The organism is Pseudomonas sp. RC4D1 (assembly GCF_018390395.1).
GTDB lineage: Bacteria > Pseudomonadota > Gammaproteobacteria > Pseudomonadales > Pseudomonadaceae > Aquipseudomonas > Aquipseudomonas danubii.
The window spans coordinates 1-13,560 of sequence record NZ_JAHBAW010000002.1; the positions used below are offsets into that span (position 1 = coordinate 1).

A 13,560-nucleotide genomic window follows, 5' to 3' on the forward strand; every position below is an offset into this window, starting at 1 on the left:
TGGTTCCTTTTTTTGGCGTTTGAAAAAAAGGGACTCGCCGTAAGGGCGAAACCATAAGTAGCCACACCCGCAGCAACGGATATGTACCCCCTCCATTGGCCGTCAAAGCCCCTGCAAAAGTGGCCATGACCACAACAACGGACATAGGCTCCATGCCTCTGAATGAACACCTTCATTGCACCGGCACCGCCCTGATCGTCGCCCGCGGCCCCTGCCCAACCCCAGGCGTCTGCAACGACACCGGCACCGCCCCCGGAATCGCCTTCGCCGCCGAAGGCAACTGCGGCGCCTGCATATCCGGCATCGCCCAACTGCGCTCCGGCTGCAACTCCCCCTGCGCCCGGCGCATGAAGTCGTAACGATTGAGGGTAATGCTGCGCCCCGCGCCACTGTCGCGAATGATGTAAGGCCGCAAGAACACCATCAGGTTGGTCTTGGTAATGCTGCGCTTCTCATTGCGAAACAATGCCCCAAGTCCAGGAATACTCGACAGCCACGGCACCGCGTCATTGCTCTGGCTGTAACCGTCCTGCAGCAACCCCCCCAGCACCATGATCTGCCCGTCATCCAAGAGGATGCTGGTATCGATCGCACGTTTGTTGGTCACGGTCCCGGCATCCACCGAGGCGCGAGGGTCAACGCTGCTGACTTCCTGGTAGATGTCCAGCTTGACCGTGCCACCCTCGGAAATCTGCGGCCGCACATTAAGCTTCAGGCCCACTTCTTCACGCTGCACGGTCTGGAACGGGTTGTTGCTGGTGCCGCCGCCTCCGGTGACATAGCTGCCGGTGACAAAGGGAATGGTCTGGCCAACGAAGATGCTCGCCGCCTCGTTGTCCAAGGTCAAAAGATTCGGCGTCGACAACACGTTGGTTCCGCCCTTGCTCTTCAACGCTCGGGCCAGGACCTTGAGGTCCAGCACCTTGCCGATCCCCGGGATGTCCACGGTGCCGTTGACCACGCCGATGTTCAGGCCCTTGGGCAAGACGTCGATGCTGGTCTTGCTGGCCGGGGTGCCCACCAGCCCGCTGCCGCCCAGGTTGACCCCGCCAAAGCCACCACGCCCACCCAGGTTGCCGGCCTGCCACTGCACGCCGAATTCGCTGGCGTCGTCCTCGCCCACTTCGACGATCAGGCTTTCGATCACCACTTGGGCGCGACGCTGGTCGAGCTGGTCGATGACTTCCCGCAGGTTGCGGTACAGCGGGTCCGGGGCGGAAATCAGCAAGGTGTTGGTGGTGGCGTCGGCCTGGATGGTGACCCCGCCGGCACTGAAGGCGGTGTTCTGATCCGTTGCCTGGCCAGTGCCGCTCAAGCCGCTGCCGGAGTTGCTGCCCTGGCCATAGGCACTGCTGCCACTGTTGCTGACGTTGCCGCTGCCGGTGGGCGTGCCGCTGCTGTTCTGGGTCGGGCTCTGGCCGCTCTGGCTGTTGCCGCCCATGCCGCTGAGCATGGCCCGGGCGCCGTCGCTGCCGCCGCTGTCGCTTTCGCCGGTCAGCAGCCCGCGCAGGGCCTGGGCCAGTTTGCCGGCCTGGGCGTTGCGCAGGTAGACCACGTGCAGGTTGCTCGGGTTGCTCTGGGCGTTGTCCAGTTTGTAGATCAGGTTGCGCGCCAGCTCGGTGCGCTCCGGGCTGCCGGCACGGATGATGATGGAGTTGGAACGCGGGTCGCCAATCACGCTGATTTTTTGGGTCTGGTCGGCGCCCTGGGTTTCCAGCAGTTCGGCCACCATGGTCGCGATGTCCACGGCGATGCCGTTCTGTACCGCTACCACATCGGTGTCGATGGCGCTGGGGGTGTCGATGCCGTCGATGATCTGCGCGACTCGCTGCAGGTTCTCGGCATAGTCGGTGACCACGATGCTGTTGTTGCCCGGGTAGGCGTTGATCGGGTTGTTCGGCGAAACGATAGGCCGCAGCACCGGGATCAGGTTCACCGCATTTTCGTATTGCAGGCGAAAGGTGCGGGTCAGCATGCCGTTGCCCGCTGGCTTGTCGGCGCTGTAGATCGGTCCGCCCAGCAGCTTGGCATCGGCCTCGGGCACCACCTGGGCCACGCCGCCCACGTCCACCACGGAAAAGCCCTGCATGCGCAGCGCCGCCAGCAGCATGTCGTAGGCCTGGTGGGCCGGCACCTGGCCTTCGCTGACCAGGGTCAGGCTGCCCTTGACCCGCGGGTCCACCAGGAACTGCTGGCCGGTGGAGCGGGACAAGGCCCGCACCACCGCCTGGATATCGGCGTCGACGAAGTTCAGTTGCACCGGCTGATCCCCCAGGGGGTTGCGCGGCACACTGGTGCTGCGCGGGGTGCTGTGGCCGCGACTGCTGTTGGTCACCGGGTGCAGCACTTTAGGCCGTTGAGCCTGTTGCGCCTGCAAGCGCTGGCGATCCAGCAGGGCATCGCCGCTGCGCTGGGTATTGGCCAGGGGCTGGCCCAGTTCGCTGTCCACCAGCAAGGGCGGCGGCGTGGTGGACGGGGTGTTGCTGCAGGCCCCCAACGCCAGCAGCAGAAAAGGTGCGGCCTTGCGACACTGGCGCACGTAATTGCAACCTGACCACTTCATGAAGCTTCCTTAGCGCCCTGCGCCTGATCCATGCGAACGGTCCCGGACAGTGTGCCTGCCGAGTCTTGGGCGGCGGCCGCGGCTGCGCGTTGCAGACGGGCCTCCACCACCTGCAGTGAAAGCTGCCGGGGAGCCCCCAGCAGCCAGCCGACCACGGCATCCGCCGGGGCCTGCTCAAAGGTCAACCGCCAGCTCTCGGGGCCGGCTTCATCAGGCTGTTGCAACTGGTAGTGGTCCTTGAGCCCGGCGCCTTCCAGGGTCTGGCGCAGGGATTGCTCAAGGCTCGCGCCCCGGCTGTCAGGGCCCGCCGCCTCGTGCAACAGCACTTCCAGGGCCTCGGCCTGGGCGCGCAGCTTCGGCGTCTCGGCTTGCCAGTAATCGATCGTCTTCAGCGGCGGCTGGATCAGCAGCCACCACAGCAACAGCCCCAGCACGCCCAGGGCGGTGGCGCTCAGCAGGCGTTTTTCCCGCAGCGCCAGAGTGTTCCAATGGCCCTGGACGTGGATATGGACCTGGGTCCGCAGGCGCGACCAGCGCGCCTGATACTGCGCCAGCCTGGCCTTATTCATCTTCAGCTCCCGGGGGATTGTCGGCGACGTTGGCCGGCTCGTCTGCGGCCGGGCTCAGGCTCCAGCCATTGCCCTCGGCCCGGACGCTGTAGCCGGCCTGGGTCAAGGCGCCCTGCCAGGCGCTGTCGGCGCTCTTCGGGGTGTCCGGCAGCAGCTCCAGCTGCAAGCGGTCCTCGGCGAAACTCAGGCTCTGCACGCTGCCCACCATAAAGGGCATGGCACTGCCGGCCTGCTGCAACAGACGGCTGAACACCTGGGTCGGGTCAGCCGCCCCGCTCTGCTGCGCCGCCAGTTGCTGGCGGGCCTGTTGCAGGGGATTGAGCACCACCGGCAACTGCGGGAACACCTGCTTGACCCGCTGACTCATCTGCGCCTTGAGCCGCTGGCCCTGCTCGGCCTCACGGGCGGCATACAGGTTCAGCCCCACGACCCAGACCAGCACGGCCAGGGCGCAGCACCCCAGGGCCCGGCCCCAGCCTTGGACCTTCACGCCCCCCGCCAGCGCGCCGGCGTGCAAGCCCCATCCCGGCAGCGGGCCGCTCCAGCGTTGCTCGCCCGGCAGCAGTTGGCAGACCGGCGGCGCGGCATCGCCGATCCAGCCCACCTCGCAGCCCGAGGCCCGCAACTGCTCCAGGGTTTCTTCCACCAGCGGCTGCACGCTGCCCTGCCCGCTGCTCTGGCGCAGCAGCAGCTGGCCATCGAGCAGGCACAGGTTGGCTTGCCCCGGCGGCGGCACCGGCAAGGCATAAGGCGCCGGGTACAGCCCCTGAAGCTTCAGGCCGGCCTGTGCCAACAGACGCCCCAGGGCTTGCAGTGCGGTCTTGGGCAACCAGCTCAGGGCCACCTGCCCCTGGGCATCCCGGGCGCCATGGGCCACGTGCATCTGCTCACTGGGGCCGAGGATCAGCGCCTGGGCGGCGCAGTCCACCGCGGCCTTGATCCGCGCCGCCGGCAACTGAGGCAACTCGATATGGGTCAGCAGGCTGTCCAACGGATGCAGGAAGCACTCCACCGGCACCGGCTTGCCGCCCTGGGCCAGTTGCCCCAGGGGACGGCGGCCGATCTCCCCCGCCCGGCCACTGCGATCGAGCCGGGCGAAGTCCACCGGGCTGGCCAATGGCGCTTCAGCCGCAATCAACTCGGCCAGGGGCGGCAAGGCGATGCGCAAGCGACTCATGCCCCCACCCGCGACCAGATCACCTGGGGCATGCGGTCCTCGGGACGGTGCAACAGGGCCTCCAGGCTGACCCGGCGCTGATCGCGGCGAGCCCGGCCCTGGAGCAGGAACCATTCGCTGGTGATGCCGACCTTGATCTGCTCTACCGCAAGATGGGGCATGCGTAGACGGTTGAGGAAATCGCCACGGTTGATGAACCAGTGCCCGGCATCACGTTCCGCCACCAGGGCCTTGGCCCGGGACAGCGGCAGCCCCGGCACCGCTGCCGTCAGTACCTCGGCGCTGGCGGTATTGCCGTTGATCCAGGTGTTGCCCGGCAGGATGCTGACGTAGGGTTCAAGACGGGCCAACCGGGCCTCGTCCAGACCCTGGATACCCCGCAGGTCGTCCAGGCTGCGCAGCATCGGCTGCCGGGGCGGCAAGGTCTGGGTCGCCGCGCCCGGGGACGTCAGGCGACCGCTGTTGAAGCTGCCCGGTTGGCTGGCGGCGTGCGCTGTGCTGCCCAAGCGCTGGGGATAGGAAGCGATCACCCGCTGGCTGATGCGTCGGCTCAGGGCGCTGTCGATGCCGATCAGCTGACACAGCTGTTCGAAGGCCTGCAACTGCACCGGGTCCACTTGCTGGTTGAACACCAGATTGCGCAGGTTGAACTTGCCTTGCAGGTCCTGCAGGCGGCCCTGGAACCCCGCGTTGAAGCCGCCCAAGGCCTGATCGCCGATGGGCCGTGCCCAGGCCTGGTCGAGTCGGGTCAGGACGTCGCGCTGACGGGCGTCCCAGAGCAATTGCCGGCTGTATTCCAGGCCGCCCTGCAACACCCCGATCCCCACCACCCGCGCCTGCTCGGCTTCCACGCTGCGGGTCAAGGTGCTTTGCCGGGAGAGCATGGCCGCGGCCAGCACCGCCACCACCGCGGCGATCAGCAAGGCGCTGATGATGGCCATGCCACGCTGCTTCGCCGCATGGGGCGAATGGCTGTTCATGGCCGGCCTTACAGCTGCCAGGAGCCGATATCGGCATTCACGCCGTCGCCATCGGGCTGGCCGTCGGCACCGAGGGAGAACACATCCACCTCACCATTGGCCCCCGGGTTGAGGTAGTGATACGGACGGCCCCAGGGATCGTTGGGCAGCCGCTCCAGGTAGGAGCGCCAGTTGCTGTCCTTGGCATTGGCCGGACGCTCCACCAGCACCTTGAGGCCCTGGTTCATGTTCGGGTAGCTGCCGTGGTCGAGGCGATACAGCTTCAAGGCTTGCATCAGGCCGGCGATGTCCTGCTTGGCCGCCGTGGCCCGGGCCTGGTCCGGGCGGTCCAGGACCTTGGGCACCACCATCGCGGCCAGAATCCCGAGGATGACCACCACCACCATGATCTCGATCAGGGTGAAGCCACGCTGGCTTCGGGGTGCAGCAATTGAGGTGACAGGCGCGATATCCATCTCGACATTCCTTGGCTTGAGTTCGATTCGTCGCGCAGTGTTGCAAGAAGATATGTCAGTGGTATTGAAAAACCTCGGGAGTTTCAGTCGCCATTCGGTCAAGCCCGCAGGCTAGTCTGCGAGGCTGTTTCCCAGTCGCGAGGGGCCCATGCGAGCCGTGTCCAAACAAGCTGGATTTACCCTGATCGAGGTGCTGGTGGCCCTGGCCATCATTGCCGTGGCGATGGCCGCGGCGGTGCGCGTGGCCGGGCTGATGACCCAGAGCAACGGCCTGCTGCGGGACAAGTCCCTGGCCTTGCTGGCGGCGCAGAGCCGGCTCGCCGAGTTGCGCCTGGAAGGTCGTTTGCCCAGCGGATTGAAGAGCGTCGATTGCGACCAGGGACGCCTGCAGCTGCGCTGCGAACAGGCGATTGGCGCGGCGACCGCGCCCGGGCTGTTGCGGGTCAGCGTCCAGGTGCGCGAGCGCAGCCGCGAGGCGCCGCCCCTGGCCCGCCTGGAAACCCTGGTCAGCCGCCCCCAGGTGCCGCGCCAGTGAGGGTCAGCGTGTCAGCCGTGGCAGCAGCGGCGAGTCCGGCAGCTTGCTGACCTTGATCCGCGACTGTTCGCCGCCGCGCTCGATCAGCACGCCGTCGGCCTCGACGGCGGCCAGGCGCACCCCCTGGGTCAGTTGCTCGCCGGCCAGGAAGCTGCGCGGCGGACCGTCGTTCAGGCTCAGGATCGCCACCGCGCCACGGGCACCGGCCATGACCCCGGACACCTTGATATCCACCTGCACCGGCTGGTTGGCAAACCACTGCAAGGCCGGGTTGTCGGAGCGCGCGGCGAGCACCTGGGGCGCCACTGCCGGGGGTTGGGATTGCGCCGGGGTCAGCAGCAGCGACGACCAGGTGGCAACACCGGCCAGGGCCGCCAGCAACGCCGCATATTGCAGCAACCGGGGGGCGTCAAGGCGCGACGGAAATGACATGGCACGTAGCATCGGCGGGACCTCCTGTTTGTCCGTTGCCACAGCCTACAGCTCAATTCTCACGGTTTTATTTCACTGCACGATCATCTGCGTCGGGCGCGCCAGTCCCGTCGCCAAGGAGCACAAGGTGCGACACACAGGCAAGCAACAGGGCTTCACCCTGATCGAACTGATGGTGGTGCTGGTGATCATCGGCATCGCCAGCGCCGCCGTGGGCTTGAGCATCCGCCCCGATCCGCTGCAGACCCTGCGCAAGGACGCCGAGGGCCTGGCCCAGTTGCTGCAAGTGGCCCAGGCCGAAGCCCGGGCCGACGGCCGGCCGATCACCTGGCGGGCCACGGCCAAGGGCTATAGCTTCAGCCGCCGCGAAGACGAGGGCAGCGGCATCGACGACTTTCGCCACGACCGGCAACTGCGGCCACGGCAGTGGCAAAGCCCGACGCTGCAGGTGCATATCGAGCCCAGGCAGCGCCTGGTACTGAACGCCGAATGGATCAACCCGCCGCTGCAGGTGGTGCTGTCCGACGGCCAGAACAGCTTGCGGGTAGAGCGCAGCGCCAGCGGCCAGTTGCGGGTGGTGAGCCAGCCATGACGACACAACGCGGCTTTACCCTGATCGAGGTGATGGTGGCGATCATGCTCATGGCGCTGGTCAGCCTGATTGCCTGGCGCGGCCTGGACAGCGTCACCCGGGCCGACAGCCATCTGCGGGCCAGCACCGAACAGACCGAGGAACTGCTGCGCAGCCTCAATCAGCTGGAGCGCGACGTGGCCTTGCGGGCCGCTTCCCAGTTGCGCGAACCGAGCCTGGGAGAGACCGACGAGGCCGAACCCGACAGCCCCGCCCCGCTGAGTGTGCGCAGTTCCGACAGCAAGGGCTTTCGCCTGGAAGTGATCCGCAGCGCCCCCGCCCCGGGGGTAGGCTTGCAACGCGTGCGCTGGTGGCTCAAGGGCGACACCCTGTACCGCGCCGAGGCCGAGGTTCGGGACCGCTATCCCTTGCCGGCGCCCAAGAACGGAGTGGCCGTGCTCGGCCGGGTCAGCGACTTGCAGGTACGGGTCTGGAACCCTGACAAAGGCTGGCGTCAACTCAGTGGCAATCGCCAGGACAATCCCCCGGGCCTGGAGATCCGCCTGGTGCGGCAAACGCCCCAGGGCGAAGAGCGCTATCGCCAAGTGTTGGGGCCCTTGCTCTAACACGCTGCGAACGGCTGCGTCGGTGACGCTGCGAGTTCGAAACGCTGAGGGTTCGACGCAAGATCGCCAAGCAAGGCCCTGCGGGCCTTTTCGCAGCCTCGCCAAGGGCTCGGCAGCGGCTACAGGTCAGTGCCGAGCCAGGTTTGTGTAGCCGCTGCCGCAGGCTGCGAACGGCTTGGGCGGCATTGCGACGCAGGAGACGCAGGGATCTCGCGGGGTGTCAGCTGAGCAGTACCACGCCACCGGGCAGCTCGGTGCATTTGGCGCCATAGGCGTCGCGGATCAGCAAGGCCACGCCCGCCAACTGGTTGAGGTTGAAGCGCGCCTGAACCTTGCGCTGGCCCAACTCGGCATTGAGCAGCACCAGCATCCCCGGACGATAGCGGTTGATCTCGCTGATCACGGTGTTGAGGCTGGCGTTGTCGAACACCAGCACCTGCTCGCGCCAGGCGATCACGCTGCGGGGGTCCACGGCGATCGGTTCGCCCACCGCCCTGGCGTCGTAGGTCAGTTGCCGACCGCTGTCCAGGCGAATGCTGCGCCCCGCCACTGCCACTTGCAGGCTGCCTTCGATGCAGGTCACGCACACCTGATGATCGGTGTTGCGCAAATTGAAGCGCGCCTGGCGCGCACTCAGCCAACCATCACCGGCCTGGACCTTGAGCGGCTGGGTGCTGTGGCTGAAAACTTCCACCTCGCCCTCCAGCAGCTCGATGCCCTGCTCGCCCGCGCCCGGGTCGCGGCGGCTGATGCGGGTCTGGGTATTGAGCTCCAGGCTCACGCCCTCGGCCAGGTCCACCCGCCGCTGTTCACCGACGTCGGTGGCGAAATCCGCGGTCAGCCCGGCAAAGCCGCCCGGGACAGTGAACCGCACCATGAACAGCGCCGCCGACGCCGCAATCGCGCCACCCAGAAACGCCCGACGCCCCAAGTGCCGGGGCCGGGACTGTTGCTCCAGCTGCTGGGCTGCCGATTGCAGACAGTGCCACAGGGCCTTGGTGTGCTCGAAGGCGGCCGCGTGCTGCGGGCTTTGTGCGCACCATTGGCGCAGCGCCCGGGCGTCGGCCACGGTGGCCCGACCCGAAGTCAGGAGGACCAGCCAGTCCTGGGCTTCCCTCAACAGTTGCGGGTCCGCCGAGGCCTGGGGGGTGCAGATGCTAAAAATGTTCAAGCGCGCAGGTACTCACGGATTGATCAGGGACTCTTTGTCTAGGACAGTTTTCCGGCCCCGGGACCGAACCGCTGAATGACTTTTCTTTCAAGGCGCAAGGCGCAATGGCCCAGGGCAGCCTTGATTTCTTTCTCCACCATCCGTGTGGAAATGCCGAAACGCTGGGAAATTTCCAGGTGCGGCGCCTCTTCCAGGCGTGCGGCGATAAAGATCTTGCGCCGCCGCGCCGGCAGTTCGTAGAGGGCTTTGAGCAGGGTCTGGATTTCTTTCTGGCCGCCCACCACCCGCGACGGGTCCTGGGTGTCATCGGCGATGTGCAGCAGTTCCTCGACCTCGTCGCCGGTCAGCAGCCGGGCGTCGGACTGGCGGCGGTCGGCGGCAATGTTCAGGGCCATGCGATAGAGGTAGGCATTGGGTTGCAGCAGGTTGGGCGGCTCCTCCATGCGGTCGACCCGCAGGTAGGTTTCATGCAGGACGTCGTTGGCCAGGTCCTCGGAGCCCAGGCGCCTGCGCAAGCGCACCCGAAAGTCCTCGTAGGACGTCAGGAACAGCCTGACCATCGCACTCTGTGCGGTATTTTTCATACCCCGGAAGCTCCTTCCCATTCCCTGCAGTCCATGCGTTTCCCTGTTGTGTCCGGTATCAAGAGTAAGGTCAGCGGCTGGCGCAGCGAGCTGGGCGCCTGGCGCTGAACCCGGGTGTCCGCCAGGCGCTGCACCAAGGCTTCATCGCGCTGCAGATCGCCGGTGGAGCTCACCAGGCGGCTGTGCTGCACCCGGCCATCGGCGCCGATCCACAGTTGCAACAAAGCGCGAAAGCGGCCCGGACGGGTCAACGCCGAACCACACAGACTGTGCTCCACCGCCTGTTGCACGGCACTGGCATAACTGCTGTTGAGCCGCGCCGCCCGGCTGCTTCCCGCACCCGGTAGCGGCGTGGCCGGCGTGGCCTGTGGCACCTGCAGGGTGAAGGCATCGCTGCGGGCATAACGGGCCATCAGGCCACTGCCCGCCAGCAGGCGACTCAAGCCCTCCTGAGCGCTGTAGCGGCCCTTGATCCCCACCGACCGCCGCCCCCGGGTCAACTCCCGATCCACCAGCACCGCCATTCCTGTGGCGCGACTGAACAGCTCCAGGGCATCCACCAGGTTCTGCGCCGGAATCTCCAGCGTCAGCAAGGCCTGGGAATCCACCCGGGGCGGTCCCTCGACAGCGGGCTGGCCCCAGCCCTGCGGCATCGGCGCCAGCAGCACGAACCCCAGCACACAGGTCGCCAAGCCCCCGTGCAATGAAGTCCATCGCCCGACCTGCGCGCTGCGTCGCTGCACTGCAGTCCAATCCCTAAAAGCGTCATCCTGAGGCCAGTTTATGAATCTGGTGTTACGGCCACGGCAAAAAAACCATCACTTTTTCAGTCATCGGTTTGCACTACACTCGGCCGGCATCGAGGCCCGCTTTCCCGGGCCTGCCAGGAGGCCAGGATGAATCGTTCAAGCCAATACGCCGCCACCTTGTTGCTGCTGTGCGCCCTGCCCTGGACGCTGCAGGCCGAGGAGGCCCGCGAGGGTTGCGTGGAAGTCAGCGTCGGCGGCTACAAGGCCCCCGACTACAACTGCCTGAGCAAACAGATGGGCAACGACCCGGACGCCGTCAAGGCGGCCCAGGCCAATCAACAGGCCTTGGAGGACCCGGTGCACAAGCGCCCGCCGAACCAGGTCGGGCTCTCGACACCGGCCGCCACCAGCGTGCGCATGGGTAATACCTTCGGCACTTCGGTCAAGCCGCAACGGCCCTGAGGGCCAGCTCCTCGGGCCTGAAGCGGCCACTGCCGGGACTGCGCCCCTATACCGGCCGTTAACCTCGGCCGCGCTAGATTGCTGCACCCAAAAACCGGTGCCAGCAACCTGCCACGCCGCCATTCGTGCACGCGTTCGAGTGCTGGCCACCATACCGTCGGCTTTTTTTGTGTGTTGTGAACATGGAAAGCGTTCAAAAACAAATCTGGCAACGACCCGGCCTGAGTATTTTCCTGGTGGCCCTCGTGCTGTTCATGGGCCTGCAATACAAACCGGCCGTCCTCAACTACACCACGCGCTTCGTCGACTTCGCCGAGTACATGCTGCAGCACGGCATGACGCTGTTCCCCATCGCCGACGATCTGCAGCCGTATCCCGACTACACCGTTGTCAACACGCTGCTGGTCTACCTGGCGTCGCTGCCCTTCGGCCAGCTGTCCGTGCTGTCGATGGGCCTGCCCTTGTGCATTGCCGCGTCGCTGATGCTGGTGTTCATCTACAAACTGGGGGCCCTGCATGAGCAGAAATGGGGCGTTTGCGGCGTGCTCTTTGCGCTGTTCACCTGGGCGTTCCTGGACAGCGTCAACTCCCTGGCCCTGGACATCTACCCCGCCCTGATCACCGCGGGCTGCTTCTACCTGGCCTACACCGCCGATCTCAAGCAACAGCGCGCACGCCTGGCGCTGGTACTGCTTGGGCTGATCCTGGGCTTTGCCCTGCGCGGGCCGATCGGCATGATCGGCCCGGCACTGGTGGTCGGCACCTATTACCTGCTGAGCCGGCAGTGGCGGACCCTGGTCGGGTTCTCGCTGCTGAGCGGCCTGCTGTTCGCCGCCGGGGTCGCCCTGCTGGCCTGGGCCGCCCACGTGCAGGGCGGTGACGCCTTCATGCAGCAAGTGCTGGAGATGCAGGGCCTGGGCCGGATCGCCAGCAATCACTCGCCACGCTATTACTTCTACTTCAGCGTCGGGCTGATCACCTACAGCTTCACCGCGTTCTACGCCCTGTGCGTCATGGTCAGAAGCGCCAGGCCGGGGTTCAGCGCGCCACCGCCGTCGGCACCGCGCCTGCTGCTGTACCTGGGCGCCTGGTTCTTGGTGCTGATCCTGTTCTTCAGCATTCCCAACTCGAAGAAGGCGCGTTACATCGTGTCCATCACCCCGGCCATTTCCCTGCTGGCGGCCTATATATTCATCGACCCCAACGGCCTGTTCAGCGCCACCCGCAAACGCCTGCTGCGCCTGTGCCTGAACCTGCCGGCCAGCGGCGCGGTCCTGGCGCTGCTGGTGCTGGGCTACAACGCGTTTGCCGCCCAGCCCTTGCAGCCCAACTTCGCCGGTGTGTTCGCAAGCTTTGTCCTGCTCAGCGGCGTGCGCTACTGGATCGGCCGGCAATACGCCGAGCACCGGCATTACGAGGTGATCGTCCTGGCGTTCGGCGTGGCGGCGTTTCTCTTGCTCGATGGGTTCTTTTTCAACGCCATCACCTATCACCTGGAACTGGCCAATGAGCCAACGCCCAAATTCCTGCCTTACTGGTTCTGGTAAGCCCGGGACACTGGGCGGCGGGCAATCCGGGGCGCTGCTTGCAACGCGTGTGCAAGATTTGGTAACACTCCCGCTGGCCAGCGGCCATGAAACCGAACTGGCACAGTGCTGTCACATCGCAATCGGTAACGGCAGCGGTCGTCCGGCGGCGCCCGGCCCAGGTGGCGGGCGCCGCGCATCACTGCCACAGATTACCGGCCTGGGCCTGCCGCCCATGCGCCAGGCCATACTCCATCAAGGCTGAAAGAGCGAACCATGAAGCAAAACATCCTCCTCGTATCCGTCTGTGCCGCCCTGCTCCAGGCCTGCACCCCGGCGTCCACTCCCCCTGAAGGATCCTCTTCCATGCCCGCCAGCACTGCCTCCGTCAGCGCCCAACCCGCACTGGCCGCCTACTACTGGCAACTGGTCTCGGCCAGCGACGCGGCGGGCAAACCCGTTGCCGCCCTGGACAAGGGCATCGAGCGCCAGCTGCGCCTGACCTTCACCGGGCAGAACCTCAACATCAGCGGCGGCTGCAACCGCCAGTTCGGCGGTTTCCAGTCTGAAAACGGCGTGCTCAAGGTCCAGCCCCTGGCCTCGACCATGATGGCCTGCGACCCCAGCCTGATGAGCCTGGATGCCGAAGTCGGCCGCCTGTTCAAGGGCGACCTGCGCACCACCTTCGGCGGCGACGAATCGACTCCGACCCTGCAACTGACCACCCAGGACGGCACCCAGCTCAAATTCGTAGGCCAGCCCACCCCCGAGACCCGCTACGGCAGCCAGGGCCAGACGCGCTTCCTGGAAGTGGCGGCCCAGACCGTCAAATGCAGCCACCCGCTGATCCCCGACTTCCAGTGCCTGCAAGTGCGTGAGCGCCGCTACGATGCCGCCGGCCTGCAACTGCCAACCCAGGACGCCTGGCATCCGCTGTACCAGTCCATCGAGGGTTACGAGCACCAGGACGGCGTGCGCAACGTGCTGCGGGTCAAGCAATACGAATGGAAGAACCCGCCTGCCGACGCCCCGTCCACGGTCTACGTGCTGGACATGGTGGTCGAGCAGGACGCCTCGGCCAAGACCCGCTAAGCCTTACCCGACAACCGCCTGCCGGCACCGACGCCAGGCAATAAAAAAGCCCCGTATCTTGCGATACG

General features: G+C 66.2%; 15 protein-coding genes. 6 read left to right on the forward strand and 9 right to left on the reverse strand.

Features of this window, described 5'->3' with window-relative positions; all coding sequences use genetic code 11:
- Nucleotides 1-172: 172 nt before the first annotated feature.
- Genes gspD through gspG form a run of 5 tightly spaced genes read right to left on the reverse strand, consistent with a single transcriptional unit; the run spans nt 173 to nt 5,744 of the window.
- Nucleotides 173-2,563 (reverse strand): type II secretion system secretin GspD, encoded by a 2,391-nt coding sequence (gene gspD, locus KHO49_RS15695; RefSeq protein WP_213665276.1) that lies wholly within the window; start codon nt 2,561-2,563, stop codon nt 173-175.
- Nucleotides 2,560-3,132 carry a type II secretion system protein M gene (locus KHO49_RS15700; RefSeq protein WP_213665277.1) on the reverse strand — a complete coding sequence of 191 codons (573 nt, stop codon included), beginning with the start codon at nt 3,130-3,132 and terminating at the stop codon, nt 2,560-2,562. Before KHO49_RS15700 ends, gspD begins: the two co-directional genes overlap by 4 nt.
- Nucleotides 3,125-4,309, reverse strand: coding sequence for a type II secretion system protein GspL (gene gspL / locus KHO49_RS15705; RefSeq protein ID WP_213665278.1), 1,185 nt, complete (start codon nt 4,307-4,309; stop codon nt 3,125-3,127). The genes KHO49_RS15700 and gspL overlap by 8 nt, the downstream gene beginning before the upstream one ends.
- Nucleotides 4,306-5,289, reverse strand: coding sequence for a type II secretion system minor pseudopilin GspK (gene gspK, locus KHO49_RS15710; RefSeq protein ID WP_170004487.1), 984 nt, complete (start codon nt 5,287-5,289; stop codon nt 4,306-4,308). Before gspK ends, gspL begins: the two co-directional genes overlap by 4 nt.
- An 8-nt stretch (nt 5,290-5,297) precedes the next feature.
- Entirely contained in the window at nt 5,298-5,744 is a 447-nt protein-coding gene (gspG, locus tag KHO49_RS15715) for a type II secretion system major pseudopilin GspG (protein ID WP_110653688.1), read from the reverse strand.
- A gap of 148 nt (nt 5,745-5,892) precedes the next feature.
- On the opposite strand from gspG, the gene gspI reads away from it, so the two are divergent.
- Nucleotides 5,893-6,279: a type II secretion system minor pseudopilin GspI gene (gene gspI, locus KHO49_RS15720; RefSeq protein WP_110597244.1), complete on the forward strand. Its 387-nt coding sequence runs from the start codon at nt 5,893-5,895 to the stop codon at nt 6,277-6,279.
- Nucleotides 6,280-6,282: 3 nt separating this feature from the next.
- On the opposite strand, the gene KHO49_RS15725 is transcribed toward gspI, so the two are convergent.
- Entirely contained in the window at nt 6,283-6,711 is a 429-nt protein-coding gene (locus tag KHO49_RS15725) for a type II secretion system protein N (protein WP_240322011.1), read from the reverse strand.
- A gap of 127 nt (nt 6,712-6,838) precedes the next feature.
- Between KHO49_RS15725 and gspH the strand changes: the two genes are divergently transcribed.
- Together gspH and KHO49_RS15735 are read left to right on the forward strand one after the other, a co-directional pair.
- A complete protein-coding gene (gspH, locus tag KHO49_RS15730; RefSeq protein WP_259697720.1) occupies nt 6,839-7,303 on the forward strand; it encodes a type II secretion system minor pseudopilin GspH in 465 nt (154 codons plus the stop codon).
- The gene (locus KHO49_RS15735) at nt 7,300-7,908 is read left to right on the forward strand and encodes a PulJ/GspJ family protein (protein WP_110653686.1); all 609 of its coding nucleotides are present in this window, start codon (nt 7,300-7,302) and stop codon (nt 7,906-7,908) included. The genes gspH and KHO49_RS15735 overlap by 4 nt, the downstream gene beginning before the upstream one ends.
- A 220-nt stretch (nt 7,909-8,128) precedes the next feature.
- On the opposite strand, the gene KHO49_RS15740 is transcribed toward KHO49_RS15735, so the two are convergent.
- From KHO49_RS15740 to KHO49_RS15750, 3 genes are read right to left on the reverse strand one after another with little or no spacing between them, the layout of a single operon-like run.
- On the reverse strand, nt 8,129-9,079 hold the full coding sequence (locus KHO49_RS15740; RefSeq protein WP_213665280.1) for a FecR family protein: 951 nt from the start codon (nt 9,077-9,079) through the stop codon (nt 8,129-8,131).
- Between the two features lie 38 nt (nt 9,080-9,117).
- Nucleotides 9,118-9,663, reverse strand: a complete 546-nt coding sequence (locus tag KHO49_RS15745; RefSeq protein WP_102879104.1) for an RNA polymerase sigma factor — start codon at nt 9,661-9,663, stop codon at nt 9,118-9,120.
- Nucleotides 9,660-10,316 carry an STN domain-containing protein gene (locus KHO49_RS15750; RefSeq protein ID WP_102863578.1) on the reverse strand — a complete coding sequence of 219 codons (657 nt, stop codon included), beginning with the start codon at nt 10,314-10,316 and terminating at the stop codon, nt 9,660-9,662. Before KHO49_RS15750 ends, KHO49_RS15745 begins: the two co-directional genes overlap by 4 nt.
- Nucleotides 10,317-10,559: 243 nt before the next feature.
- Here KHO49_RS15750 and KHO49_RS15755 point away from each other — a divergent pair, with 243 nt between their 5' ends.
- The 3 genes from KHO49_RS15755 to KHO49_RS15765 all read left to right on the forward strand — a co-directional run bounded on the left by KHO49_RS15755 (nt 10,560) and on the right by KHO49_RS15765 (nt 13,492).
- Nucleotides 10,560-10,874, forward strand: coding sequence for a hypothetical protein (locus KHO49_RS15755; protein ID WP_213665281.1), 315 nt, complete (start codon nt 10,560-10,562; stop codon nt 10,872-10,874).
- Nucleotides 10,875-11,056: 182 nt separating this feature from the next.
- Nucleotides 11,057-12,421 carry a glycosyltransferase family protein gene (locus KHO49_RS15760; protein WP_213665282.1) on the forward strand — a complete coding sequence of 455 codons (1,365 nt, stop codon included), beginning with the start codon at nt 11,057-11,059 and terminating at the stop codon, nt 12,419-12,421.
- Between the two features lie 345 nt (nt 12,422-12,766).
- Complete coding sequence (locus KHO49_RS15765; RefSeq protein ID WP_249735648.1) at nt 12,767-13,492, forward strand: META and DUF4377 domain-containing protein; 726 nt, start codon at nt 12,767-12,769, stop codon at nt 13,490-13,492.
- Nucleotides 13,493-13,560 lie beyond the last annotated feature (68 nt).

Coding starts and splice junctions, on each gene's coding strand:
- gspD (WP_213665276.1), bottom strand. CDS start 2,563: ATGAAGTGGTCAGGTTGCAATTACGTGCGCCAGTGTCGCAAGGCCGCA.
- KHO49_RS15700 (WP_213665277.1), bottom strand. CDS start 3,132: ATGAATAAGGCCAGGCTGGCGCAGTATCAGGCGCGCTGGTCGCGCCTG.
- gspL (WP_213665278.1), bottom strand. CDS start 4,309: ATGAGTCGCTTGCGCATCGCCTTGCCGCCCCTGGCCGAGTTGATTGCG.
- gspK (WP_170004487.1), bottom strand. CDS start 5,289: ATGAACAGCCATTCGCCCCATGCGGCGAAGCAGCGTGGCATGGCCATC.
- gspG (WP_110653688.1), bottom strand. CDS start 5,744: ATGGATATCGCGCCTGTCACCTCAATTGCTGCACCCCGAAGCCAGCGT.
- gspI (WP_110597244.1), top strand. CDS start 5,893: ATGCGAGCCGTGTCCAAACAAGCTGGATTTACCCTGATCGAGGTGCTG.
- KHO49_RS15725 (WP_240322011.1), bottom strand. CDS start 6,711: ATGTCATTTCCGTCGCGCCTTGACGCCCCCCGGTTGCTGCAATATGCG.
- KHO49_RS15735 (WP_110653686.1), top strand. CDS start 7,300: ATGACGACACAACGCGGCTTTACCCTGATCGAGGTGATGGTGGCGATC.
- KHO49_RS15745 (WP_102879104.1), bottom strand. CDS start 9,663: ATGAAAAATACCGCACAGAGTGCGATGGTCAGGCTGTTCCTGACGTCC.
- KHO49_RS15750 (WP_102863578.1), bottom strand. CDS start 10,316: ATGCCGCAGGGCTGGGGCCAGCCCGCTGTCGAGGGACCGCCCCGGGTG.
- KHO49_RS15755 (WP_213665281.1), top strand. CDS start 10,560: ATGAATCGTTCAAGCCAATACGCCGCCACCTTGTTGCTGCTGTGCGCC.
- KHO49_RS15760 (WP_213665282.1), top strand. CDS start 11,057: ATGGAAAGCGTTCAAAAACAAATCTGGCAACGACCCGGCCTGAGTATT.
- KHO49_RS15765 (WP_249735648.1), top strand. CDS start 12,767: ATGCCCGCCAGCACTGCCTCCGTCAGCGCCCAACCCGCACTGGCCGCC.